The organism is Sorangium sp. So ce185 (assembly GCF_051526825.1).
Taxonomy (GTDB): domain Bacteria; phylum Myxococcota_A; class Polyangia; order Polyangiales; family Polyangiaceae; genus Sorangium; species Sorangium cellulosum_D.
This window is the reverse complement of the sequence record NZ_CP150316.1, coordinates 9,186,326-9,211,398: the sequence shown is the minus strand read 5'-3', so window position 1 is coordinate 9,211,398 and position 25,073 is coordinate 9,186,326. Positions and strand designations below refer to the sequence as shown.

At 73.3% G+C, this 25,073-nt stretch carries 20 protein-coding genes; 10 read left to right on the top strand and 10 right to left on the bottom strand.

Going from position 1 to position 25,073, the window contains the following annotated elements:
• Positions 1-25: 25 nt before the first annotated feature.
• The 3 genes from WMF26_RS33635 (at position 26) to WMF26_RS33625 (ending at position 4,111) form a co-directional block, all read left to right on the top strand.
• Positions 26-703 carry a hypothetical protein gene (locus WMF26_RS33635; RefSeq protein WP_437332411.1) on the top strand — a complete coding sequence of 226 codons (678 nt, stop codon included), beginning with the start codon at positions 26-28 and terminating at the stop codon, positions 701-703.
• Positions 704-845: 142 nt separating this feature from the next.
• On the top strand, positions 846-1,751 hold the full coding sequence (locus WMF26_RS33630) for a polysaccharide deacetylase family protein (RefSeq protein ID WP_437996069.1): 906 nt from the start codon (positions 846-848) through the stop codon (positions 1,749-1,751).
• A gap of 848 nt (positions 1,752-2,599) precedes the next feature.
• A complete protein-coding gene (locus tag WMF26_RS33625; RefSeq protein WP_438002472.1) occupies positions 2,600-4,111 on the top strand; it encodes a hypothetical protein in 1,512 nt (503 codons plus the stop codon).
• Here the strand turns inward: WMF26_RS33625 and WMF26_RS33620 are convergent.
• Both WMF26_RS33620 and WMF26_RS33615 read right to left on the bottom strand, forming a co-directional pair.
• On the bottom strand, positions 4,108-5,484 hold the full coding sequence (locus tag WMF26_RS33620; RefSeq protein ID WP_437996068.1) for a restriction endonuclease subunit S: 1,377 nt from the start codon (positions 5,482-5,484) through the stop codon (positions 4,108-4,110). The two genes, WMF26_RS33625 and WMF26_RS33620, sit on opposite strands and share 4 nt — an antisense overlap.
• Positions 5,481-6,944, bottom strand: a complete 1,464-nt coding sequence (locus WMF26_RS33615) for an N-6 DNA methylase (RefSeq protein ID WP_437950242.1) — start codon at positions 6,942-6,944, stop codon at positions 5,481-5,483. The genes WMF26_RS33620 and WMF26_RS33615 overlap by 4 nt, the downstream gene beginning before the upstream one ends.
• Before the next feature lie 197 nt (positions 6,945-7,141).
• Here WMF26_RS33615 and WMF26_RS33610 point away from each other — a divergent pair, with 197 nt between their 5' ends.
• The 3 genes from WMF26_RS33610 to WMF26_RS33600 are packed head-to-tail and all read left to right on the top strand — an operon-like array spanning position 7,142 to position 9,087.
• Positions 7,142-7,777, top strand: a complete 636-nt coding sequence (locus tag WMF26_RS33610; RefSeq protein ID WP_020738589.1) for a hypothetical protein — start codon at positions 7,142-7,144, stop codon at positions 7,775-7,777.
• Complete coding sequence (locus WMF26_RS33605; RefSeq protein ID WP_437996067.1) at positions 7,774-8,661, top strand: DUF4159 domain-containing protein; 888 nt, start codon at positions 7,774-7,776, stop codon at positions 8,659-8,661. The genes WMF26_RS33610 and WMF26_RS33605 overlap by 4 nt, the downstream gene beginning before the upstream one ends.
• A 6-nt stretch (positions 8,662-8,667) precedes the next feature.
• Positions 8,668-9,087: a hypothetical protein gene (locus WMF26_RS33600; protein ID WP_437950240.1), complete on the top strand. Its 420-nt coding sequence runs from the start codon at positions 8,668-8,670 to the stop codon at positions 9,085-9,087.
• Positions 9,088-9,479: 392 nt separating this feature from the next.
• Here the strand turns inward: WMF26_RS33600 and WMF26_RS33595 are convergent, their stop codons facing one another.
• Positions 9,480-11,066, bottom strand: a complete 1,587-nt coding sequence (locus WMF26_RS33595; RefSeq protein WP_437996066.1) for a PAS domain-containing protein — start codon at positions 11,064-11,066, stop codon at positions 9,480-9,482.
• 279 nt (positions 11,067-11,345) lie between these two features.
• On the opposite strand from WMF26_RS33595, the gene WMF26_RS33590 reads away from it, so the two are divergent.
• On the top strand, positions 11,346-13,721 hold the full coding sequence (locus tag WMF26_RS33590) for a glutamine amidotransferase (RefSeq protein WP_437996065.1): 2,376 nt from the start codon (positions 11,346-11,348) through the stop codon (positions 13,719-13,721).
• 55 nt (positions 13,722-13,776) lie between these two features.
• Here the strand turns inward: WMF26_RS33590 and WMF26_RS33585 are convergent, their stop codons facing one another.
• From WMF26_RS33585 to WMF26_RS33555, 7 genes are all read right to left on the bottom strand, one after another.
• On the bottom strand, positions 13,777-14,898 hold the full coding sequence (locus tag WMF26_RS33585; protein ID WP_437996064.1) for an SMP-30/gluconolactonase/LRE family protein: 1,122 nt from the start codon (positions 14,896-14,898) through the stop codon (positions 13,777-13,779).
• A 509-nt stretch (positions 14,899-15,407) separates the two neighbouring features.
• A complete protein-coding gene (gene sigJ, locus WMF26_RS33580) occupies positions 15,408-16,379 on the bottom strand; it encodes an RNA polymerase sigma factor SigJ (RefSeq protein ID WP_437332402.1) in 972 nt (323 codons plus the stop codon).
• Positions 16,376-17,701, bottom strand: coding sequence for an NAD(P)/FAD-dependent oxidoreductase (locus WMF26_RS33575; protein ID WP_437996063.1), 1,326 nt, complete (start codon positions 17,699-17,701; stop codon positions 16,376-16,378). Before WMF26_RS33575 ends, sigJ begins: the two co-directional genes overlap by 4 nt.
• A gap of 97 nt (positions 17,702-17,798) precedes the next feature.
• Positions 17,799-19,358 (bottom strand): hypothetical protein, encoded by a 1,560-nt coding sequence (locus WMF26_RS33570; protein WP_437996062.1) that lies wholly within the window; start codon positions 19,356-19,358, stop codon positions 17,799-17,801.
• A 133-nt stretch (positions 19,359-19,491) separates the two neighbouring features.
• Positions 19,492-20,568, bottom strand: coding sequence for an ABC transporter substrate-binding protein (locus tag WMF26_RS33565; RefSeq protein WP_437996061.1), 1,077 nt, complete (start codon positions 20,566-20,568; stop codon positions 19,492-19,494).
• A complete protein-coding gene (locus WMF26_RS33560) occupies positions 20,568-21,350 on the bottom strand; it encodes an ABC transporter permease (protein ID WP_437996060.1) in 783 nt (260 codons plus the stop codon). The genes WMF26_RS33565 and WMF26_RS33560 overlap by 1 nt, the downstream gene beginning before the upstream one ends.
• A gap of 365 nt (positions 21,351-21,715) precedes the next feature.
• Positions 21,716-21,847 carry a hypothetical protein gene (locus WMF26_RS33555; protein WP_257792738.1) on the bottom strand — a complete coding sequence of 44 codons (132 nt, stop codon included), beginning with the start codon at positions 21,845-21,847 and terminating at the stop codon, positions 21,716-21,718.
• Between the two features lie 613 nt (positions 21,848-22,460).
• Between WMF26_RS33555 and WMF26_RS33550 the strand changes: the two genes are divergently transcribed.
• From WMF26_RS33550 to WMF26_RS33540, 3 genes are all read left to right on the top strand, one after another.
• Entirely contained in the window at positions 22,461-23,129 is a 669-nt protein-coding gene (locus WMF26_RS33550; RefSeq protein WP_437996059.1) for a hypothetical protein, read from the top strand.
• 60 nt (positions 23,130-23,189) lie between these two features.
• Positions 23,190-23,837, top strand: a complete 648-nt coding sequence (locus WMF26_RS33545) for an HAD family hydrolase (protein ID WP_061624390.1) — start codon at positions 23,190-23,192, stop codon at positions 23,835-23,837.
• A gap of 156 nt (positions 23,838-23,993) precedes the next feature.
• Complete coding sequence (locus tag WMF26_RS33540; protein ID WP_437996058.1) at positions 23,994-24,971, top strand: hypothetical protein; 978 nt, start codon at positions 23,994-23,996, stop codon at positions 24,969-24,971.
• The last annotated feature ends 102 nt before the right edge of the window (positions 24,972-25,073 follow it).

Here is a 25,073-nt window from a genome sequence, read left to right as displayed (position 1 = left end):
GGGGCCCGAACGGAGGACGCCATCCATGAAGGCCGCGACCGCGCTGGTGAAGGACATCCGCGAAGAGCTCCGCAACATCGACGATCAGCTGAGGGACCACCCCTATCCGGGCGCGCTCTCGCGCGGCGAGATCACGCTCGACGGGCTGAAGGCGTTTCCGGGCCACCAGCACCATGTGGTGCTCAGCGACATGCGGTCGATGGCGATGATGCTCCAGCGCTTCGCGGACACGCCCTTTCGCGATTTCTGGAGCGGCGTCCTTCAAGGCGAGCTCGCGGCGCCCGCCGCGATCGCCGCCATGGGCGAGAAGCTCGGCATGACGAGGGGCGACCTGGATCGGTACGAGGTCACCGCGGAGGGGTTCGCCTACGCCACCCAGATGGCCTGGGCGGCGGCCAACGCCTCGGCGGCCGAGATCGCGTGTGCCCTGCTCATCAACTTCCCAGCGTGGGGGTTCAGCTGCGGCAGGATGGGGGAGGCGCTCCGCGACCGGTACGGCTTCGGCCCGGAGCACACCGCCTTCCTGGACGCGTTCGCGAACCTGCCGTCGTTCGAGGACACCGCGGTCGCGATCGTGCAGGACGGGCTCGACCGCGGCGTGGAGCCCCGGGCGATCCGCCGCACGACCCGGCTATTTCAGGCGTACGAGAAGATGTTCTGGGACGCGATGCTCGCTCTGGGAGCGCAGAGGGTGGGCAGATAGGCCTCTGACACGATCCTGTCGAATCCGTCGGTGCTCGTCGTTCCCGGTCTCGGGGGAGGCGCCAGACGTTCCGGGAAGGCGCATGACGCGCTGATCTCCGTGGGAGGGCGCCGGAGGCGCAGGCACGGCCGATGATACGGCGGTGTCTGCTGTGGAGAGCCTGCGCACAAACAAGGGCGGCGCGCGGCGCCTCGCGACGCGCCACGACCAGGCGGTGCTTCTGTGCATCGGAGCGTGCCTCGCCGCCGTCCTCCTCGCCTCGATCCTCCTGGCAGGGTGTCCCCCGGGCGTCGCCGTCGTGTCCCTCGAGTTCGACGATACGCTGGCGAATCAGCTCTCCGCGCGCTCCATCCTCGCCGAGCACCGGATGCATGCCACGTTCTTCGTGAACAGCGGTCGACTCGGCCGTCCCGGCTACCTGACGGTCGCAGAGCTCCGCGCGCTCGCGTCCGACGGCCACGAGATCGGCGGCCACACCGTCGACCACGCGCCGCTGCCCGGGCTCCCTGCCGGAGAGCTGCGCCGGCAGGTCTGCGACGATCGCCGCGCGCTCCTCGCGCTGGGCCTCGACGTGAGCGACTTCGCGTACCCCCGCGGCGACTACGACAGCGTCAGCGCCGAGCAGGTGCGCTCCTGCGGTTACGACAGCGCCAGGAGGGCGGGCGGGCTCGGCATACCCCCGTGCATCCTCTGCGCACGCGCGGAGACCATCCCGCCGCGCGACCCCATGGCCACCCGCACGCCCGGCTCCCTCCACCTCGTTCACCGCCTCTCAACGATTCAGGCGCTCGTCCGGCGCGGGCAGCAGGATGGCGGATGGATACAGCTCACCTTCCACCATATCTGTGACGCCTGCGACGACTACAGCATCTCCATCGAGGACCTCTCCGCGCTCCTGGGCTGGCTCGCGGAGGAGCGCGAGGCGGGCCGCGTGGTCGTCCTGACGGTGCGGCAGGTGATCCGCGGGGAGGCGCCTGCGCCCGCAGGCTGGCTGTGGCGTGAAGGCGGCCCGGTCGATGCGTCGACGGATGCGTCGACGCATCCTTGATGGAGCGTCGATACACCTCTCCACCGGCCCCGACGGCGAGGACGTCGCTCGACCGAACGGCAGAGCTCGCCGAACCCGGGCGAGGCGCCCGCGTCTGCGAGCGCGTCCACTGAGCTTCATCGGGCACAGTGGAACACGCACTCCGGCGCGCAAGCCCGCCGCGCCCGTGATCTCGTCTCGTGAAAATGTTCTGCTGAACGCGGTATTGATACGATCGGCGAGTCCGGGTGATCAAAGTTCGGAGCCGCGGGAATGTCAGGGGTGGGGTGGTCCACGGCGATGGCGCCGTGTGCTGCCTGCGTAGAGCTTAAGGAAAGCAGGTTTGATGTCCCTGAAGCGCGAGCGTTCTTGAATCCTCCGCGGATGAGCCTGTCGCGCAGAGGATCCCGGGCCGATCATCGGCATCGGGGCTGGCTCCACCTGAAGACGGCCGGGGAGGCAGAGCTCGCCACGCGCGCTCGACACCAAAGCTCCGTTCCTGATGGGCGTGACGCGCATCTTCGATGCATTGGTAAGTTTTTGATACGGCATCACTTTTCCAAGAGGGAGGCGGATCGCGTAAGGAACCTTCTGTCACCTGAGGCGAGCGTGGCGATTCGCCCTTGACATCCTCGGAGTCGCTTCGCTCTTCCTTTTCCCTCGGCTCATCCAACGACGGCGACGATCTTTTCAACAATCTTTTTACTCGCCTTTCTGCTTGGAGGCCTCGTGCCAGGCGATGCGACCAGCCGCTGCCCGACGCCCCGCCATCCGGCGTCTCGCCCAGCGTCTGCGCGGGAGCACGCACCCGGCATCCAGCGGTACCTAGGAGCACCATGCGAATCAACGATCAGGCAGGCTTGTCCACCGTGTTATTCGGCAAGATCTCGCAGCGCACGTTCTGTCTCGTCTCGTGCGTCACGGCCCTTCTGCTGGGAGCCTGCAGCAGCGGAGATCCCGACGCGGAGGGCACCGCTGGAGCAGGGGAGGGCGGGGGTGGAGCGGGCGGCGCGACCTCCGTCGCCAGCGGCAACGGCCCGTCCTCCTCCTCCTCCTCCGCGACCACGACCTCCTCGTCCGCCGGACCTGCCGTCGGCAGCGGCGGCGGCGGCTCCAGCGGGACCGGCGTCACGCACCCGAAGGATCATTGCGTGGACGGCTTCGATCCCCACCCCAGCGACGCGACGATCAAGGACGGCCCGGCGGAGTTCGCCAAGAACGGTCAGGTCGATCTCACGGTCCAGCCCGAAGTGATCGCCTGGATGCAGGAGAACGAATGGCAGGCCGCCCACTTCGAGTGGCACAGCATCCGGCGCTGCGGTCCCGGCGGGCTCGGCGGGATGAGCAGGGTCGATATCTGCAACTCGTCGGTCCCGGTCCCGTCGGACCAGGAGTGCAAGACCACGGGCGACGGCTTCCAGTTCCTCGCCATGCATCGGCACATGATCCAGTCGCTGAAGCAGCTCTGGCCGAACCACTCGGAGCAGTTCGAGGGCTTCGACAAGTTCCCCACGAGCGCGGAGGAGCTGCCCCAGCAGTGGAGAGCGGACTTCAGGCCCTGGAGCGCCACGACGATCGCCAACGCGAAGATCGCCGACGAGATCGACAAGCCGGAGAACCTGAGCCGCTTCCCGGACGAAGGCGCGTTCGGCATGTGGCTCCAGTGCTTCACCGGTCAAGCCATCCCGGGTGCGAGCGTGACGGCCAGCGGCCTGCACGGCGAGCTCCATTTCAAATGGGTGCGCAGCAACAACACCGACCACGGCCTCGGCAACCAGTTCACGAACATCGACAACTACATGTTCTGGAAGCTGCACGGCTGGATCGACAAGGTCTGGGAGAAGTACCGCGTCGCCAAGGGCCTGTCGCCCGACGACCAGAAGCTGAAGGACGCGGTCGCGGCCCAGTGCTACGAGATGGACGCGATCGCTCGGGTCATCAACCCTGAGTTGAACCCGGACCCGGTCGACCCCCTGCCCACGGAGTCGGGCGTGTTCCACACCAGCGTCCGTCCGATCTTCGAGAGCATGGTCAACAAGTGCAGCGGCTGCCACGCCGCGCCTTCGACCGGCCCGCAGGCCGGTCTGTCGCTCGGCGGCGAGATCAGCTCGGCGGACATCGTCGCCGGCCTCGTCAACAAGCCGGCCAGGGGCGGCGGGCAGTTCAAGCTCGTGGTGCCGGGAGATCCGGAGCAGAGCTGGCTCTACCGCAAGGTCGCGGGCACGGCGGCGAGCGCCGGATGCAGGCCCAGCGCCACCGCCAGCTGCAACACGGGCGTGATGCCGCAGAGCGCGGACAACAAGCCGACCCTGACGAGCGCCGAGCTCGCGACCCTCCGCCAGTGGATCCAGGACGGCGCGCCCGCGCCGACCAAGAACTAGGCCAGCCCCGGTCCGCCGCCCCCGCGGCCGCTCGCCCCGGATCCCGCCTGCTCGGCGTGGACGCGGCGCAGGAGCGCGTCCGCGGGCTCGTAGCCCCGGCCCTCTGCGCGGGCCAGCTCCGCCTCGGTGGGGACGAGCTCGCCCGAGAACGCCCGCGCGAGGATCGCCTGCGGGAGCCGGTCGGCCCGGGCCGCGGCGGCGGTCACGCGCTCCTCGATCGCGCCGGCGAGCGCGAACAGCGCCCGCGCGCGGCGGACGATCTCGGCCTGCTCCTCGGTCGGGGGGAGCGGGGCGGGGATGGCGTTGAGCGCCGCCTGCGTGAGCTTCGGCTGCGCGGAGCCGGTCACGTGGTGCTGGAGATCGAGCGAGTTCAGGAGCAGCTCGAGGTACCCGAGGACGACGCCGGGCTTCGGCTGGAGGACGTGCGCGTGGTTGTTCACCCAGAACCGCCCGCTCGCGGCGAAGGCCACCGCGGTGCTCCTGGACAGGAGGTTCGCGCCGTCCTCGGCGACGAGCAGGTAGTCTCCGTCGAACCGATAGCCATCGATCGAGTCGATGATCCCCGAGGCGCCGTAATAGGGGTACGGGCCCGGGCGCCGCTCTCGAACCGTGGAGCTCAGGGGGACGCGCTTGCCGTCGTGGTTGTCCACCAGGGCGCCGAACGGGCAGAGGGCCCACGACGCCGGCGGGGGCCGCGCGCCGCCGCCGTCGCTCGCCGCCAGCGGCCACGCGCGCGCGAGGGGCTCCGCGAGCTCGGCGGAAGGCGGCGCGGCGGCGGCGAGCGCCGGCGGCGGCGCGCGGAGATCCTCGGTGAGCCTGCCCGAGCACGCCGCCGAGAGCACGGCCTGCCGGAGCCGCCGGAGGACGAGCGACGCCCTGGCGAGCCGCGCCTTGGCGGCGTCCACCTCGGCGAGCAGCGCCTCGACCTTGGCGACGATGCGGCGCTGCTCGGGGAGGGGAGGCAGCGCGAAGGGGCGCTCGAAGGTCTCGCGCACCTTCACGAACGGCTGCGCGGAGCCGCCCTTCACCCAGAAGCCCTCGTCGTTGAGGTGGAGGAACAGGTAGTCGAGATCGATGACCCGCCCGTCCGGCCAGACCACGTGGGTGTTCGCGATCGCCGACCATCGCCCGCGCGCCTTGAACGCCTTCCCGCACCGCGTCCCCACGGCGGAGACGACGATCGCCTCGCCCTCGTGCTCCCAGCGGTCGCACCACACGTCGGGGCCGGAGGCGCTGAACGCCTGGTAGCGCCCGGGCCGCCGCTCGGCGTGGAGCTTGCCCTTGATGAGCTTCGAGCTCCCGGTCCGGTGCGCGCAGATCGACGCGAGCGTCGTCTCGGCCCACGCTTCGGGCAGGCGCGGGCGCCCGCTCACGCCTCGGCCGCCTTCGCCCCGCCCTCGAGCAGCGCGAGCACGCGGCCGAGCGCGGCGACCGCCTCTTCGAGCTCCAGGATCGCGTCGGTCGCCAGCTCCTCCGGCTCCGGCAGCTCGCCGGCGTCGTCGGGCGACTCCTCCCTGAGCCATTTGAACCCGTCGAGCTTGAACTCGCGCTCCTCGATCTCGCGGAGCTCGAAGCTGCGGAACCGGCCCTCGCGGGAGCTCGCCGCCTGGCGCCCCGCCCGCCCGTCGGGGTCGTCGCCGTAGCACCGCTCGAACTCGGCGAAATGCGCCGGCGAGAGCGGCCGATCCTTCTTGGTGATCGACGGGACGCCCGTCCGCGCGTCGTAGATCCAGACCTTCTCCGTCGCGCGGCCCTTCGTGAAGAAGACGACGTTGGCCTTCACGCCGGGGCTGTACGGCGTGAACGTCCCGCGCGGCAGGCGGAGCACCGTGTGCAGGTCGCAGCCCTCGGCGAGGATCTCGAACACGGCGCCTGCCTGGTCGGCGAACAGGCAGTTGTCGGGCAGGACCATCGCCGCCCGCCCGCCGGGCTTCAGGATCGTCAGCACGTGCTGGATGAAGTTGAGCTGCTTGTTCGCGGTCGCGATCGCGAAGTCCTCGCGGCCCGGCGTCTGGCGCGCCCCCTTCGTGCCGAAGGGCGGGTTCGTCAGGATCACGTCGAACCGCTCGGCGGGCGGCGGGGCGTCGATCGAGTCGCCGAGGGCGATCCTCGGCTCGATCCCGTGGAGGACCAGGTTCATGAGGGCGAGGCGGCGGGGGCGCGCGACGAGCTCGTGACCGAAGAACGCCGTGGACTTGATCCGGTCCGCCGTCTCCCGGTCGAGCGCCCCTCGCGCCTCGGCCTCGAGCCACTCCCAGGCGGCGACGAGGAACCCCCCGGTGCCGCACGCCGGGTCGCAGAGGGCGAAGCCCGGCTGTCCCCGCGGATCGGGCCGCATGCACCGCACGATCGACTGGATGAGGACGCGCGGCGTGAAGTACTGCCCGGCGCCCTTCTTGCCCTCGGCGGCGGCCTTCTCCAGCAGGCCCTCGTACGCCGCCGCCTGGATGTCCACGCCGAGGCCGGTCCACTCGATCTCGTCGATGAGATCGACGAGCCGCCCGAGGTTCGCGGGGCTCTTGAAGCGCGGCTGCGAGCCCGCGTAGATCTCCCCCAGCACGCCGGGGGCCTGCTCGAGGGACCGGAGCACCTCGGCGTAGCGGTCGAGCAGCGCCTGCCCGCTCGCGGCGCGCAGGGCGGGCCACGAGCAGTCCACCGGATCGAGCTCGCCGCGGGGCGCCCTCGGCGCGACGCGCGAGAGATCGAGGCCTCGCTCCGCGGCCATCTTCAGGAAGAGCAGGTACGTGATCTGCTCGATGTAGTCCCCGTGGTCGATGCCGTCGTGGCGGAGCGTGTGACAGAACCCCCAGAGCTTTCCAACAACATCGGTCATGCGGCGTTGGCTTCGTTCGGGTCGAGGAGGCGCGGGCCGAGCCGCCTTACCACGGCCGCGCCCCCACGGTGGCGGCGGCGCGCCCCGCGGGCGATGGCGGCGCGCCCCCACGGCGGCGGCGGCGCGCCTCGGCGGGCGTCCCGGCGCGCCTCCACGGCGCTGGGACGCGCCGCCGCCGATGTACTAGGCTCGCCCCCGTGCCGCGCGCCCTCCTCACGCTGCTCGCGCTCGTCGTGCCGCTCGCCGGCCTCGCCTGCGCGTCGCCCTCGCTCCCCGACCCGAACGAGGCGGTGCGGGCCTACGCGGACGCGGCCGCGCGGGGGGACGCCGACGCCATCTACGGCATGCTGAGCGAGCGGAGCCGCACCGCGATGTCGCGCGAGGAGGTGCGGCGGCGCGTGGCCGAGGCGCGCGCCGAGCTCGCCGAGCAGGCCAGGAGCGTCACGGCGCCCGGGGTGGTGATCAAGACCCGCGCCCGGGTCCGCTACCCGGACGGCGAGATCGCGACGCTGGAGCTCGACGACCGCGAGCGCGCCTTCCGGATCTCGGCCGCCGACGCGCTGCCCGCGGGCGGCCGCACGCCCGAGCAGGCGCTCGAGCAGCTGCGGCGCGTCCTCGCGCGCCGCAGCTACGCCGGCCTGCTGCGCGTCCTCACGCCGGCCACGCGCAGCGCCATCGAGAGCGACCTCCGCTCGCTGGTCGAGGGGCTCGCCCAGCCCGAGGGCCTCGAGGTCCGGATTGCGGGCGACTCCGCGACGGTTCAGATCCCTGGTGGGCACGAGGTGAAGCTCCGGCGCGAGGCGGGTGTATGGCGGGTGGAGGACTTCGATTGACACGGCAGCTCGGCGCCGCGGGCGGCTTCGCACGCCGCCGCCTGGCCGCGGCGGCGCCGCTCCGCCGCCTCGCCGCGGCGGCGCCGCCCCGCCGCCTGGCCGCGGCGGCGCTGGTGCTGGTCTCGGCGCTGCTCCTCGCGGCGGTGCCGCGCCCCGCGCGCGCCTTCGGCGAGGAGGGGGCGTGGAACCCGCGGCCGCTGCTCACGGGCAACGCGCGCTGGGAGGGCGTCCGCGCCACCGCGCCGGCGCGCTGGTCGTTCGAGCTGGAGCGCCGGACGAGCGCGCCGGCGCGCCGCAACCCGACCACGGTCCGCGCGGACGACCCGGCGCTCCTGGCCGAGCCGTTCGCGCTCTGGGGCGGCGAGGGCGACATCCCGCCGCTCACCGAGCGCGAGGTCTTCGGCCTGCGGCGCTTCCTCGCGCTCGGCGGCGTGCTCTTCGTCGACGATTTCGCCCCGGGGAGCGGCGCGTTCGGCCGCGCCGCGCGGCGCGAGCTCGCCCGCGTCCTGCCGGAGGGCTCGCCCATCCCGATCGGCACGGAGAACGTCGTCTTCCGTTCCTTCTATCTCCTCCCGCGCGCCGTCGGCCGCGTCGAGGGCCCGCAGAAGCTCTCGGCCATCGTGCGCGGCGGCATGCCGCAGGTGATCTTCTCCGACCACGACCTCGCCGGCGCGCTGGCGCGCTCGGACGGCGGCGGTCCGAGCGTCGAGGTCACGCCCGGGGGCGAGGCGCAGCGCGAGCGCGCGTTCCGGCTCGCCGTGAACATCGCGATGTACGTGCTCTGCTCGAACTACAAGGACGACCAGGTGCACGCGCCGTTCCTGATGCGCCGCCGCGCCGTCGATGACACGCGACCACGCGCCGCGCCCCGCGGGGCGCCCTGAGCCGGTATGTCGGACCGCCTCGTCCCCGCGCCGAAGCTGGTCTGGCAGAACGACTACTACGCGATCCTGGTCGACGCGCAGCTGGGCATCATCTGGAACGTGCGCAGCAGCAAGCCGTTCGCCTCGCTCGATGAGCTCGATACCAGGATGGGCGCGGTCGTCGATTACATGGATGGGCTGGACCGTCCGCGGTACTCCCTCCTCCTCGACATCCGCGCCGGTCCTGGCCGGAACGATCCCGAGTTCGAGGCCGCCATCACCCGCCTCCGGCCACGGTGGTTCCGGGGCTTCCGCAGGATCGGCGTGCTCGTGCAGACGGTCGTCGGCGCGATGCAGGCCCAGCGCTATGCGAGGCAGGACGGCGTCAGGCGGCTGGTCACGAGCGACGAGGCCGCGCTCCTGCGGTACCTCACGCAGCAGGGCTGAGCCTGGACGATGCGGTCGGGGTGATTCACGAGCGGAGTCCGTGAGAGGTTCGGACCGTCGCGCCCCGTCGCGCCGATGCCGCCCGCGAGGTCCCGACCGACCACGACGCCTCCAGGGGAGCCCACGGCGGGGTCGCGATCGGTCAAATTGTATAATAAAATACGGTTCTTTTGGTTGGGACCTGCTTCCAGGTATAATTTTATCCTCCGCGATAGGTCACGACCTCACCGGAGCCTCGCGGACGAGCGCCGGCGTTGGTCGCGACCTCCTCGGCTCCTCGTTTTCAACCGGTCGGGTTGATCCCGCCGGGTCGCGGACCGGCGCGCTGGCTGACGGGCGCGACCGCTCCACCGTCGCCCGGCTCACCGGCCTGTCGGTCGAGGCGGTCGCCGTCACCGCCGGGCGTGGCGCATGGCGTGCGCGATGCCGCTCTGCAAGGTGCTCAGCGTGGTGATCCCGGAGAGGTCCACGCCGAGGGTGACCAGCGTCTGCGCCACCTCGGGGCGGACGCCCGTGAGCACCACGCGGGTGCCGAGCAGCTGGGCCGCGCGCGCGGTCCGCGTCAGCGCGTCCGCGACGTGCGTGTCGACCGCGCGCACGCCGGTGATGTCGAGGATCGCGGTGTGGGCGCCCTGGCTGCTGATGCCGGAGAGCAACGTCTCCATGATCTGCTCCGCGCGCCCGGTGTCGATCGTCCCGACCAGCGGCATCGCCACCACCCCGTCGGCGAGCGGGATGAGCGGCGTCGACAGCTCCCGCAGGGTGGCCTGCTGCGCGGCGATGATCTCCTCCTGCAGCGCGGCCCGCTCGGCCTCCGCGCGGCGCAGGGACGTGATCTCGGTGACGATGCCGCCGAGGCCGATCGGCCGGCCGCGCTCGTCGTGGAGCGGGAATTTGACCGTGAAATAGTGGAGCAGACCGTTCACGGTCTGCAGCGCCTCTTCGAACTGCATGACCCGCCCGCCGGCCATCACCTCTTGCTCCTTCGCCTCGAGCACCTCCGCGATACCGGGGAACAGCGCCTCTCTGTCGTGCCTGCCGATGAGCTCGACGACGTGCTTCTCCACGGGCTGGGCCTGCGCATAGGCGCGGTTGGCGAAGACGTAGCGTCCCGCGATGTCCTTGACGAAGATGAAGCTGCGCGCGTTGTCCACGAGCTGGAGGAGCATCTGGTAGCGCCCGTGCACCGTCCGCTCCCTCCGTCGCTGGTCGCCCGTGTCGTCGACGATCGCGGCGATCTCGCGCGCGTCGCCCCGGTCGTCGCGCAGCACGGCGTAGGTCCACCGGCAGAAGAGCGCGTGCCCCTCTCTCGTCCTGGCCTCGCTCGATGCCGCGGCGAACCGGCTCTCCGCCCGCGGGGAATCGAACGCCCGCACCGCGGCGGGGGACACGGGATCCGCGGCGACGAGGTCGGCCAGCCTGCGGCCGAGGGCCTCGTGCGCGCTCCACCCGAAGAGGCGCTCGGCGCCGTCGTTCCAGTGCGTCACCGTGCCATCCGGGCGCCAGTAGATCACCGCCGGCACCGCCGTGGGCGAGCCGTCGAGCGCGGCGTCGTCGCCCGCGCTCGCCGCGCCGTTCGACGCCGCGCCGTTCGACGCCGCGCCGTCCAGCGCCGCGCCGTTCGACGCCGCGCCGTTCGACGCCGCGCCGTCCAGCGCCGCGCCGTTCGACGCCGCGCCGTTCGACGCCGCGCCGTTCGACGCCGCGCCGTTCGACGCCGCGCCGTCCAGCGCCGCGCCGTTCGACGCCGCGCCGTCCAGCGCCGCGCCGTTCGACGCCGCGCCGTCCAGCGCCGCGCCGTCCAGCGCCGCGCCGTTCGACGCCGCGCCGTTCGACGCCGCGCCGTCCAGCGCTGTTCCGTCCGACGCGCGCCCGTCGGATCGCTCTGCCAGCGCCTTCTCCAGCGCCGCGACGCGCGCGCGTAGCTCTGCGTTCTCTTCTCTAAGCCGCCCAGCCTCGCTCAGATCTTCGCGCATCATCGGCCAGCTTCGAGCCTACGCGGGGCATCTCCGGCGTTGCAAGGTTGCTTTGGGTCGTTTCAGGTTGCCTCTCAGGTCGCAGAGATGGCGCTGCGCTGGGGCGCCCGGCGTCGATGTGAGCGCCGGGCTGGGACGCCCCGGCCCGATGTACTAGGCTCCGCCCGTGTCGCGCGCCCTCGACTCGCTGCTCGCGCTGTCGCGCTCCCACGCCGCCGGCGCACCCAGCGGGCCTCCCTCCTCGCCCTCACCCGCTCTCGCTCCCTCGCTCCCGGAGCGGCCGTGACCCAGAGCCTCGCGCCCTCGGGCGATCTCTCCTCGTCGGTCGTCGCCGTCGCCTGCGTCGTCGCCGCGCTGAGCTTCGGGCTGCTCGTGCTCGAGCTCGTCCGCGCGCGGGGCCGGACCGCGGCGGGGTCGGGCGGCCTCCGCGGCGCGGCGCTCGCCACGGCGCTCACGGGCGCGATCGCCGTGCTCTGCCTGCTCGCCGCCATCCTCCGCCCGGTCGCGGTCACGTCGCGCGGGAGCCTCGTCGGCCCGAAGGTCGTGGTGCTGGTCGACGGCTCCCGGTCCATGGACCTGCCCGGCATCGCGGGGACCCGCCGCGACAGCGCCGAGCGAGCGCTCGCGGAGCTCGGGAAGCGCGCCGACGTCCGGCTCTCCCGCTACCTGTTCGGCGAGGGGGCGCCGCTGCCGGCCGACGGGCAGGCCGGCGATGGCGGCGGCCCCGCGCCGGCGCCGACGCCGCGCGGCAGCGCTGGCGCCGGGCCGGCGTCGACGCCGCGCGCGGACGCAGGCGCGGCGGCGCCCGCCGCTCCGGCCGCGCCGCCCGCGCGAGGCCGGCCGCAGCGCCGCTCGGACCTCAGCGCCGCGCTCGAGGCGCTCGCCCGCGCCGCCGACGAGCGGCCGTCGGCGTTCGTCGTCGTCTCGGATGGCCGCCTCGACCGCCCCGGCCCCGAGGACACCGCCGCGGCGACGCGCGCCGCGCTGGAGGGGCTCGGCGTCCCGGTGCACACGGTCGCGGCGGCGACCGAGTCCCCGCGCGACGCCAGCGTGCGCGCGGTCCGGACCTCCGGCGCCGCCGTCGCCCACCAGCCGCTCTCGCTCCGCATCGACATCGGCTGCAGCGGCGGCCTCGCGTGCGACGCGGTCCCCGTCGTCGCGCGCGAGCTCCGCGAGCAGGGCGCGCCCACGACGCTCGCGACGGGCACGGCGCACGTCGACGAGGGGGGCGTCGGCACGGTCGAGCTCGGCGTGACGCTCGATCGCGCCGGCACGCGCATCCTGGAGGTCGCGATCGACGCGCCGGACGGCGACGCGCTCCCCGAGAACGACGTCCGCTACGTCACGCTCGACGTCGCGCGCGATCGCATCCGGGTGCTCCACGTGGCGGGCCGGCCGACGTACGACGTGCGCGCGCTCCGGATGTGGCTCAAGGCCGACGCCTCGGTCGACGTCGTGGCGTTCTTCATCCTGCGCACCCCGGGCGACGAGGTGAACGCGTCCTCGGACGAGCTCGCGCTCATCCCTTTCCCGGTGGACGAGCTCTTCAGCGTGCACCTGTCGAGCTTCGACGCGGTCGTCCTGCAGGACTTCGACGCCAAGCCGTACGGCCTGACCAAGCACCTGCCGGCGCTGGCCCAGTACGTCGACAAGGGCGGGGGGCTCATCATGGTGGGCGGCCCGAACGCCTTCGTGCCGGGCAACTACGCGCGCACGCGGCTCGCCCGCGTGCTGCCGGTCGATCTCGACATCGGCAGCGCGCCCGGCGTGGATCTCGGCGCCTTCGTGCCGCGCATCACCGCCGCGGGCCGCGCGGCGCCGGTGCTCGCGCCGCTGCTCGCGCTGATCGGCGACGAGATGCCCGAGATGCCGGGGACCAACGTGGTCGGCGACCCGCTCCCCGGGGCGACGGTGCTGATGACGCACCCGACCCGCACGACGGCCTCGGGCGCGCCGATGCCGGTGCTCTCGCTGGGCGAGCACGAGAGCGGCCGGACGATCGCGCTGACGCTCGACGGCAGCCACCGCCTGCTCTTCAGCGCGTTCGCCTCGAGCTCCGCCGGCCGCGCGCACGGCGCGTTCTGGGACGCGTTGCTCGGCTGGCTCATGCGCGACCCTCGCTTCGAGCCCGCCGCGATCGAGCCGCGCGGCGGCTGCCTCGCGGGCGAGGAGACGACGCTCGTCCTGCGCCCGCTCGCCGGGCAGCGGGGCGAGGCCAAGGTGACGATCGCCCGCCTCGGCAGCGGCGCGGTCGTGCGGACGCTGAGCGCGCGGATCGGCGAGGGCGGCGAGCCGGTCGAGCTCGCGGCCGGCCGCCTCGATCCCGGCGGCTACGCGGCCACGGTGGAGATCGTCCCGGCGGAGGGCGCGGGCGACGCGAAGGGCGCGACCACGCGGCGCGACTTCGCGTGCGAGCGCGGCGGCGACGAGTGGGCGGATCCGCGCCCCGACGTCGCCCGCCTGGAGGAGATCGCGAAGGCCACGGGCGGCGCGTCGGTGCTCCCGCCGGACGCCGGCTCGCTGCCGCTGCCGGCCGCGACGCAGGTGGCGGCCGAGCGCCACGTCGCGCCGCTCCTGCCCCCGTGGGCCTGGACGCTCGCGGCGGCCGCGGCCCTCGGCGCGCACTGGATCGTGCGCCGGCGCGGGGGGCTCGCCTGAGGCGCGGCGAGCCCCGCTCCGCGGGGCGGCCCCCGCGCGGGCTACCCGCCTCGCCTCAGGGCAGCCACGGCTTCTCCAGCGGATCTCCCTTGTCGCCGACCCAGACCCTCAGCACCCCGAAGTTGTCGGGGTTCCCGGTGAGGAGCGCGTGGTTCACGATGAGCAGCGTCTTCGCCGGGTCGTTGAAGGCGACGTTGGCGGGCGCGTCGAGCGGCACCTCGTCCCAGGGCGAGCTCTCGATGCGCGACACCTCGTCCCCGTCCTCGTCGAGCACCGAGATCGCGTTGGCCGCGGCGAGCGTGACATAGAGCCTCCCCGACTTGCCGAACGCGATCCCGTCGGGCGCCTCTCCGGCGGCGTAGTCGTGGACCAGCTCCAGATCGGCCTCCTCGGGGGCGTCGACGAGGGGGAGCCGGTAGATGGACCCGAGGCTCGGATCCGAAAGGGAGAAGGTGACCGCGAAATAGACGTGCTCCCGCAGCGGATCGAGCCTGATCCCGTTGACGCCGAACGGCTGGGGGCCCCCTCCGACGAGCGCCGCGCTCTGGAACCAGATCTCCGGCGCACCGCCCCCGGGCGCGTAGCGGAAGATCGTCGCCTGGAGCGAGTCGGTCACATAGGCGTAGCCGTCCTCGTCGAAGACGATGTCGTTCGGGATCGGCGGCGTCTCGAAGGGCACCGGCGAGCACGCCTCTCCCGGCGCGGCCGTCGCGCACGACGGGAGGTCCGGCAGCGGATCGCCGTAGCTCTCCTGGACATATTGATGTCCAGTCTTCGTGAAGCGCAGCAGCCCGAGCTGCGTGCTGAGCGCGTAGACGCGGCCCGGGCCATCGACCGCGATGCAGCTGAGCGCATGCTCCGCGTCGAGCGCCTCGCCGGCCACCGTGATCGTGCTCTTCAGGACCCTGCTGTCCCTGTCGTAAACGACGATCTTCGACGGGCCCGATCCCGCGGTGCCGAACGTCGCCGGACCAGAGACGAAGACCCGATTGCCATCGACCGCGATCCCCTCAGGGAACCCGGGAGGCGTCGGGAACGTCGCGAACGGCTTGATCGGACCGTGCCATGGCGCCATCGCCCAGGCCGGATCCGAGACCAGCGCCGGTGCGACGGAGAGGAGCGACAGCGCGCCGCAAACAAGCCCCGTTTTGCTGGAGCGGGATAGTTTCGACTGCATAAAATGCGACATGATCCCTCCTGGGTCCGTGGCTCACGGACCGGGGTTGTCGAAGTGGACGCTCGAAAGAGACGCTGATGAACGCGATCGAGAAGCCAAGGTGCGATCGGCCCGGCCTCGTCAGGACGAAGACGCGTCCATGATGGCTGGAGTATATGCCGATAAGCCAATCGGCTGTCGAGATAATTTTCTTTGGTCTCTGAAGTCTCGGCACTCTCGGCACTCTCGGCGAGGCCGGCGGCGCGACGCGGTTAGGTTATAGTCTTTATTATGGATGCGTCTGCGCACTTCCGCATTCATGTTTTTTGCGCCCCCGCTGAACCACGTGTCCCCACGTGCTGACACGTGTGTGTAACAGGCGGATGTCGTCCTGTTACCGATGCCGCTGGATTGCCGTTGGATTGCCGTTGGTTGCCGTTAGTTGCCGTCGGATTGGCATTGAACCCGCGCCGAGCACTGTTTCGTCGGCGCGGGCTCGGCGCGAGGCGCCGGCGTCTGTCATGCGCGCGTCACGCGCGCGCGTCGGGCAGGCCGCGCGACGGGAGCAGCGGGAGCGCGGCCTCGAGCCGGGCCAGCTTGTCGGGATTGCGCATGAGCCAGATCGCGTCGATGCCGGCCGGCGAGGCGTCGAGGCCGACGGCGGTCGCGAGCCGCGCGCCCTCGTAAACGAGGAGGGCGGGCGCGCCGTTGACCGACGCGACGCGGGTGACGATCGCGCCGGCGCCCTTCCGCCACAGGCCGATGACGTAGCGCGTGATCCGATCGCGGCCGCTCAGCACCCGGCGCGCCGCGCTGGCCTTGCCGCCGGAGTCCGGGGTCACGCTCGCGCCCTCGGCGAGCATCGCGGCGAGGGCGCCCGCGTCGCCGCGCGCCGCCGCGTCCAGGAACGCCTCGAACAGGCGCCGCCGCTCCGCCTCCGTGGCGCGGAACCGCGGCTGGCGCGCGGCCACGTGCTCGCGCGCCCGGTGCACGAGCTGCCGGCACGCCGCAGGCGAGCGGCCGAGCGCCCCGGCGAGGGCGTCGAACTCCCAGTCGAACACGTCGCGCAGGATCAGCGCGGCGCGCTCGAGCGGCGACAGGCTCTCGAGGACCACGAGGAACGCCATCGAGATCGACTCGACCCGATCCATGCGCGCCGCCGGGCTCTCCGCGCCGGCGCCCTCGCCCGGGTAGCCCGCCGCGGCCCCGCCGACGTCGAGCAGATCGCCGGTCGGCACGGGCTCGGGCAGCCACGGCCCGACATACGCCTCGCGCCGCGCGCGCGCCGACTTCAGCACGTCCAGGCAGAGGCGCGTCACGATCGTGGCGAGGTACGGCCCCGGCGCCTCGGGCACCTCCCCGGCGGCCCGCGCGCGCAGGTACGCCTCCTGGACCACGTCCTCGGCCTCGGCCGCGCTGCCGAGCATCCGGTAGGCGAGGCCGAAGAGGGAGCGCCGGTGCGCCGTGAAGCACTCGGCGCTCACGCCCGCGGCGGCGCTCATGTCGCGGCGCCAGACGGGAGCCGCTCGCCGGACGCGGCGGCGTCGAGCGATCGCGCGACCCGCGGCCGTCGCGCCTGCCCGGGCCAGCCGTGACCGCCGGCGCGGAGCGCCTCGATGCGGATCGCCGCGACCGTGAAGCGGCAGACGAGCTCCTTCACCCACGCGCCCAGGCGGCCGGTGATCACCCGATCGAGCGGCCTGTCGCGGGGATCGACCCGCTGGATGAGCCCGCGCCGCCGGCCGAGGCTGATGCACTGGATGAAGAACGCGAAGCGGAACGGCGGCGGCGGCGCGTCGCCGGCGAGCGAGGCGACGACGCTGTCCGCCGCGTACGCCGCCTGCGGCATGGCGGTGGCGCAGCCCATGCGCAGCGGCGCGCCGTCGCCGTCGAGCACGGCCGCGGCGTCGCCCGCGCCCCAGATCTCCGGGTGCGCGGGCGCGCGGAGCCACCGGTCGACGGCGAGCCGCCCGCCGGCCACGGTGGCGAGCCCGGAGCTCTCGGCGAGCGCCGCCGGCCGGAAGCCCGCGGCGAGGACGACGACGTCGGCGGCCAGGTGCTCGGCCGCGCCGGCGCCCGGGGCGGCGCCGCCCGCCTCCGCGGCGACGGCGAGGCCGCTCGCGTCGACGGCGACCGCGCGCACGCCCTCGCGGAGCGCGACGCCGAGCTCGCGGAGCGCCCGGCCGACGTACGCGCGCCCGCCGACCGACAGGCCCTCGCCGACGCGCCCGCGCGTCGCGAGCGCGACGCGGAGCGCGGGGAACGCCTCGGCGATCTCCGCCGCGGTCTCGATCGCCGTGAGCCCGCCGCCCACCACGACCACCCTGCCGCCGGGCGGCGCCGCGCGCAGGCGCTCGTGGAGCGCGCGCGCGCTCGCGGCGTCCGCCACGGAGAGCGCGTGCTCGCCGCCGCCGGGCACGATCTCCTGCGCCGCCCCGCTGCCGGGCGCGTACACGAGCGCGTCGTAGCCGAGCCGCCGCGTCTCCGCCCCGGCGTCGCCGCCGCCTCCGAGCTCCACCTCGACCGCGCGCGCCGCCGCGTCGATCGTGCGGGCGCGGCCGAGCACGAGCTCGATCCCCCGCGCCCCGAGGAGCCGCGCGAGCTCGATCCGGCGCGGCGCCTTGCCGGCGGCGAGCTCGTGCAGCCGGATCCGCTCGACGAAGAGCGGCGACGGGTTCACCAGCGCGACCGAGACCGGCACGCGGCGGCGCGCCGCCTCGCCGACGATCCGCAGCGCCGCCGCCACGCCCGCGTACCCGCCCCCGATCACCACGACCCGGGCGCGGCCGGAGACCTTCGTCCCGCCTTGCTTCCTCTCGTCCATGAGTGCCTCCCGCCCCGATGCCCGGGGCTCGGCGGCAAGACGAGAGGGGGGGCCCGGTTGTGACATGGCGATCGCCGGATTCGTCCGGAGCCCGCCCCTACGGCCGCGACGGCCACTTGACGACCGTCGGCACGAGCCGCGGCTCGTTGGTCCCGTCGCCCAGCTCGCCGTTCCGGTTGTCTCCCCAGCAGCGCATCTCGCCCGTGCGCCTGAGCGCGCAGCTGTGGTCCGCCCCGAGGGCCAGCTCGATGACGTCGGTCAGCTCGAGCGGCTGCGGGGTGAAGGCCGGGTCCTGCGTCCCGTTGCCGAGCTGCCCCTTCGTGTTGTCGCCCCACAGCAGCACCTTCCCGTCGGCCAGCACCGCGCCGGAGTGCCTCGCGCCGAGCGAGAGCCGGATCACGCCCGCGAGGTCCGGGATCTCGCGCGGCGCCGCCTCGACGTTCACGGTGCCTGTCCCGAGGCGGAACTGCGCGCCCTCGCCCCAGCAGGAGGCCACGCCGGTCGCCGGCGCGGCGCACGTGTGCAAAGCGCCCGCGGCCGTGACCGCGACGCTGGTGAGGCCGGGGATGGTCACCGGGACGCTCGACGGCTGGAAGTTGCCGGAGCCGAGCTGACCGCTCTCGTTGTGGCCCCAGCAGCTCATCCGGCGCTCGCCCATCCGCTCGATCATGCCCGCGCAGGTGTGCGAGAGGCCGGCGCTCACCGAGGCCACGTCGTCGAGGACCACGGTGGGCTCGAACTGATCGGCCTCGTCCCCGTACCCGAGCTGACCGGAGCTGCCCTCGCCCCAGCACCAGAGAGCGTGCGACGTCGTGACCGCGCAGGTGTGGCTCCCGCCGACGGCGACCTGGGTCGCGCCCGCGAGCTCCTTCGCGCGCACGGGGGAGAGGGCGTTCATCGCCTCGCCGTCGCCGAGCTGCCCGCTGTTGCCTGCGCCCCAGCACGCCACGGCGCCGTCGGTCAGCACCGCGCAGGTGTGCGAGCGCGCCGACGAGATGCTCGTCGCGACCGTGGCGGCCTCGCCGCCGAGGCCGACGACCTGCCTCGGGATCGGCCGATCCTGCTGCTGCGTGCCGTCGCCGAGGTTGCCCCAGGTGTTCCTGCCCCAGCACCAGACCGAGCCGTCGCTGAGCGCCGCGCAGGTGTAATCGGTGCCGGCCGAGATGTGCTTCGGCACGACGCAGGCGCCCCGCACGCACTGGCCGCTGCACGGCTTGTCGCAGCTGCCGCAGTGCGCGAGGCTCGTGAGGAGGTCCTCCTCGCAGCCGTTCTCGGGGTCCTCGTCGCAGTCGCCGCGGTCCTCCTCGCACGCCGGCGACTGGCAGACGCCGTCGTTGCAGCTCGGCGAGCCGCCGAAGGGCGAGCACGCGACATCGCACGCGCCGCAGTGCTCCGCGTCCGTCCTCGTGTCGACGCACGTGTCGCCGCACACCTCGCCCCCGCCCGGGCACCCGCCGCCGCTGCCGCCGCTGCCGCCGCTCCCGCCGCCGGTGCTCGAGCTCGTCGACGCGTCGGGCGGGCGCGCCGTGAACTCCTTGCCGCACGCGCCGGAGGCGACGGCGGCGGCGACGGCGACAGCGGCGGGCACGTACGCCGCCGCGAGGGGCAGCGAGGCGAACGGGAGCCGGCTGGCCCGAGGTCGATGCGTGGAAGCCATGGAGGGCGGTGTTTCCCTTGCGTTGTGGCGCGGCGGCGCCGTGGGGGCGCGACGCGCGCGCGCCGCATTCTAGACGAAGTCGCGCGCCGAGATCTCGCCTCGCGCCGCGCGGGAGGCGCGCCTGCCGCGTCGATCAGAGCGCGGCGACGAGCAGGTCGTCGATCGGCGGCGCCTTCTCCAGCACGCCGAGGTCGGCGAGCTGCTTCGCGAGCGTCTCCCAGCGCTCGCGGGTCATCACGCCGAGGCCCTTCTCCTTGGTCTCGGGGGTCTCGATGAGCGGCCGCTGCGCCTCCGCGGCGGCGACGAAGGTCTCCGCGTCCATCGACGTGTTCAGCTTGGCCATGACCTCGTTGGCGCGCGTCGGATCGTGCAGGTAGCCGCGCCAACCCTCCCGCGTGGCGCGGATGAACGCGCGGACGCGCTCCGGGTTCTCCTTCCAGAGCGCCGCGCGCGTGATCACGACCACCACGTACGGGTTGAACCCCTCGCTGGCGACGAGGAACGCGGCGGGATCGCTCCCCTTGCGCTTGGCCGCGATCGGCTCGGCGGTGATGAAGCACTGCTGCGAGAAGTCCTTGTCGGCGACGAAGCGGGCGACGCCGCCGTCGTACGGCACGACCTTCACCTTGTTGAAGCCGTACTTCTTCTTGAGGTACGCGGCGTAAGGCAGCCCCGGCTCGATGGCGAGCGTGCCGCCCGACGAGAGGATGTCGGCGATGCCCTTCGCGCCGCGGCTCTCGTGGGTCATGATCGCCTGCGGCGAGGTCTGGAACACGGCGAAGAGGGGGAGCACGTCCGCCCCGCGGGCGCGGGCGGTGAGCACCTCGTCGGCGCCGGAGAGGCCGAAGTCCACCTGCCCGCCGGCCACCATCTGGACGACCGGCACGCCGGCGCCGCCGCCGAGGATCTCGACCTCGAGCCCCTCCTTCGCGAACGCGCCCGACTCGCGCGCCGCGTAGAAGCCGCCGAACTCGGGCTCCGGGACCCAGTTGAGCGCGAGCTTCACCTTCGCGGCCGGCGCGGCCTGAGCAGGCGCGGCCGACGCGCCCTGGGCGGGCGCGGCGGGCGCGCTCCCCTGAGCGGAGGGGGCCGACGAGCGGCCGTCGCCTTCGGGCGACGACGAGCGCGAGCAGGCGGGGGCGAAGAGGGGGACGGCGACGAGGGAGGCGAGGCGCTGGAGGGCCAGCCGGCGGCTGTCACGGGAGTGCATCAGCGATTGATCTCCGAAGGATGCCAGCGCCGCAAGAGCCGCTTGCCGGCGAGGTCGACGGCGCCGAAGAGCGCGAGGCCGAGCGCGGAGGCGAGCAGCACGGCGGCGAAGAGCAGATCCGTGCGCAGCTGGCGGTAGGCGGAGAGGACCAGGATGCCGAGGCCGGCGGCGTCCTCCGAGAAGCCGGCGACGAACTCCCCGACGATGGCGCCGATGACGGCGAGGCCCGCCGCGATCCGGAGCCCGGTCACGATGTGGGGCAGCGCCGAGGGGAGCTCGAGCTTGCGGAGCATGGCGAAGCGGCGGGCGCCGTAGAGCCGGAAGAGATCGCGCAGCGCGGGCTCGACGGAGCGCAGGCCGGTGAGCGTGTTCGCGATCACCGGGAACACGGAGACGATGAACGCCGAGACCGCGACCGCGCGCAGGCCGGGGCCGCACCAGAGCACGAGCAGCGGGGCGATGGCGACGATCGGGACGGTCTGCAGGAAGACGGTATAGGGATAGAGCGCCCTCTCGAGCGCGCGCGACGAGGCGAGCGCGATGGCGGAGAGCACGCCGACCGCGGCGCTGAGGCAGAAGCCGGCGAGCGCGGCCTTCGCGGTGGTGGCGGCGCCGGCGAGCAGGGTGGCGGCCTCCGCTGCGCCCGCGCGGGCCACGTCCGAGGGCGGCGGCAGGAGATAGGCGGGGATGCCGAGCGCGCGGGCGACCACCTCCCAGAGCGCGAGCAACAGCACGAGCGCGGCGAGCGGCGGCGCGACGGCCTGGAGCAGAGTGGGTCGCACGGCTCGAGCCTCATAGCGCGAGGTCGCCTCGCCAGGAAGAGGCCCGGCGGAGGAAATCCGGCCGGCGCGCGGGCGTGGCCCAGGCGCGACGGCCCGAGCGCGCAGCGGAGAGAGCGACTCGACGCGAAGGCGGAGAGGCCGAGAGCACAGGGCGGCTGGTCGCGCAGAGGAGCTGCGTCGAGGGCCCTCTGCGATCGAGGAGAGATGGGGTGGAGAGCGACATCGTAGGGCCGGTGCTTGCCCGCGATGGCGCGCTATGCGTCCGGAACACCCGCGGCCGCGGGAGGAAGGAGGGGCTCTGGTTGAGAGGGGGCTTTGTCGAGACGGGGCGTGAAGGGCGCTGAGCGCGGCGCCTCTCGGCCCGACTACTTGCTCTTCTTGGCAGGCGCGGCCGGAGCAGGCGACGCCTTGGCGGTCGCGGCTACCTTCTTCTGGTTCTTCTCCGCCGCGTCCTGCTTCTTCTGTCGCTCTTTGGCCTTCGGAGATTTGTCACCCATGGGAGCACCGCCTCGGTGGATGCGTTGTTAAAAGTCCACCTTGAGCGAGGCTAGCACCAACTCCGGTGGCGGAGTCACGAACTTTGTACTTCGCGATCGTTCACGTCTCGCCGTCTCGCCGCCTCGTCGTCTTGCCGCCTCGTCGTCTCGCCGGCTTGCCGCCTCGTCGCCTCCGCCGCCCGCGGATAGGCAGGACGGTCGGAATACGGCGATCCCTTCAGCATGGTCGCCTGCTTTCTCCGGACGAAGCGCCGCGGCGCCGGTGTCCACGCCGTGGACACCGGCCGCCTACCGGCTGGGCGACGGCGGGGCCTCCGGTCGTGAAAGTCGCCAAAAACCAGGGCTTTCAAACCGGCACCGGGCTTGCTGAACCGCCCGAGCGAAGGGCACCGGGAAACCGCCGTGGTCTGCCGGCGTTCACCGGGCCCGAGGGGAGCCTGTCATGAGAGCCACGTACCGAAACGATGAGGACGTCGCGCGGTTACATATCGAATCGCTCCTCGCGCGCCACCGCCATCAGGTCGACGCCATCCCGGAGCACCTCCGTCGCCTCTACGCCCGCCGCGCCGCCCGGTCGCTGGCCGGCCAGGTCGCCCTCGGCGGCGCGGTCCTCGTGGCCATGGCCGCGGGCGCGCCCCCCCTCCTCGGCGTCCTCGATGACGGCGCCGCCACGATCACGCTCCTCGCCGCGTGGGCGACGTCCGCGCTCGCCTACGTCGTGGGCCGGGAGCTCGCCGACGGGAGGCTCCGGCGGGCGCTCTCCCGCGAGATCCAGCAGAGCGGCGACGTGCACGCGGATCGCGCGAGGCTCGAGGCCGCGGCGCCCGAGGCGTGCGTGCGCGGCATGATCGACGCCGAGGAGCGCCGCAGCGTCGCGCTCCCCCTCGCCGGCGCCGTGGTGCTCGCGCCGCTCACGCTGCACTTCGCGATCTACTGCTGCCTCGGCGGCTGGTTCGCGACGTGGAGCGAGCTGATCGAGGACTTCGACGGATGGGTGCGCCTCTCCCTGGTCCTCGTGGGCCACGTGCACGCCGTCGTCGCGTACCTCGCGTTCCGTCACGCGCGGGAGATCCACGCGGCGTCGACGCCCGATCTCGCCGCCGGTGCGCCCCGGGGCGCGGTCCGCGCGCTCGGCTACGCGGCGCTCGCGAGCCTCTTGCCGGGCGGGATTCTCTACCTCATCCCGCCGCTCATCGTCCTCGCCACGGGCGCCGTGATCCTGCCCGCCTTCGCCCTCGCCCGCCGCCGCGCCCTCGCCGAGCGGCAGCTCATCGAGGGGTGACGCGCGCGCTCCGCGGCCCTCTCTTGCCGGCATGGACGGGCGGCGCTAGGAACGCCCCGCGTGTTCAAGGCGATCCTCTGGGACAACGACGGCGTCCTCGTCGACACGGAAGGGCTCTACTTCCAGGCGACGCGCGAGACGATCGCGTCGGTCGGCGTCGAGCTCACCGCCGAGGACTACCGTCAGCTGTTCCTCGTCGAGGCGCGCGGCGCCTGGCACCTCTGCAGCGCGCGCGGCGTCGACGAGGCGGGGGTGCGGCGGCTGGCCGACGAGCGGGATCGCCGGTACCTCGAGCTCATCGCGCGCGGAGATCCCCTGTTGCCGGGGGTGCGCGAGGTCGTCTCCGCGCTCGCCGCGCGCTTCCGCATGGCGATCGTCACGAGCAGCAAGCCCGAGCCGTTCCACCGCGCGCACGCGGCGACGGGGCTCCTCCGGTGGTTCGAGTTCGCGCTCACGCGGGAGCAGTACGCGCGCGCAAAGCCGGATCCCGAGCCGTACCGGGTCGCCTGCGAGCGGCTGGGGCTCGCCGCGCGCGACGTGCTCGTCATCGAGGACTCCGAGCGCGGGCTCCGGTCGGCCAAGGCGGCGGGCCTGACGTGCTGGGTCGTCCCGTCGCCGCTCACCGCGGCGTCGGATTTCACCGGCGCGGACGCGGAGCTCGGCTCGCTGCGCGAGGTGCTCGAGCGACTCGGGGGAGCGCGCGCGTGATCGCACGCTCGCACGATGAGGTAGCTCACAGCGCCAGCCCGGTCACCCCCACCGCCGCGCGGCGCGACGCGCGGACGAGTGGATTTTTGCACGACCCCGGCGAGGAGCGCATGAGCTTCTGGCGGTTCGTGAGCGGTTCGTGGCACCTTCGGGCCCGTGGCTTCCGGTGACGGCATCTCGTTCATCGAGCTCGTCGTCCTCGGCTGGTCCTCGGCCACCGCGGCGCCGACGCCGATCCCCATCCGCGTCGACTTCGACGCGCCGGCCGACTGCGCGACGGTCGACGATCTCTACGAAGCCATCCACGCCCGCTCGGATCGCGTGCGGAAGGCGGAGGACGGGGAGGGCGGCTGGGGCCTCCGCGTCCGGCTGACGCGCGGCGGGTCCGGGGTCCACGGCGAGCTCCGTGTGATCCACGAGCGCGGCGAGACGGACACGCGCACCGTCGACGCGACCTCGTGCGAGGTCGTGGTCCAGGCGCTCTCGCTCACCGCGGCGCTGGCGCTCGACGAGGCGGCCGAGGAGACCGCGCCCCTGCCGCCGCCCCCGCCGCCTGCGCCGCCCCCGCCGCGGCCGGTCCAGCCGCCGCCCGCGGCCCCGCGCCCGTGGCCGCCGATCACGTTCGGGGTCGGCGCGCAGCTCCTGGTGACGCAGGTCGTCTCTCCCTACGCGAGCCTGGGCGGCGCGCTCGTCGCCCGCGCGACCGCGCACACGGACGGCGCGCTGAGCCCTTCGCTCGGGCTCTCGCTGAACTACGCCCGAAACGATATCCTGCAGGGTACCGACAACGCGTTGATACACTGGGCGGCCGCTGCCCTCACCGCCTGCCCCCTCCGCTGGCAGATCGCCGATTTCCTCAGCGCAGAGCCGTGTGTCGTGGTCACCGGCGGCTGGTTCACGGCGACGGCGGAAGACGTGTCGCACCCGCGCTCCGCCGTGCGATCGTGGTGGAGCGCCGGGGCCCTCGCGCGCGCCGCCGTGCCGCTCGGCGGGGGCAGCGCCATCGAGATCGAAGTGGGGGCCGGCGTGCCGCTCGTTCGTCGGAGCTTCACCATTTCCCTGCCGGCGGAAACCGTGGGCGAAACTCCTGTGATTTCGCCGGTGGCGGGCGTCGGGATCGTGCACAGTTTCTGAGGCTGGACTTCCGTGATCACTTCGATGCAGCCTGGGAATTATGGGACATGGACGTCATCTGGAAGCAGCGCGTCGCGGAGGCTGCCCCTCGCAAGCCGGGGC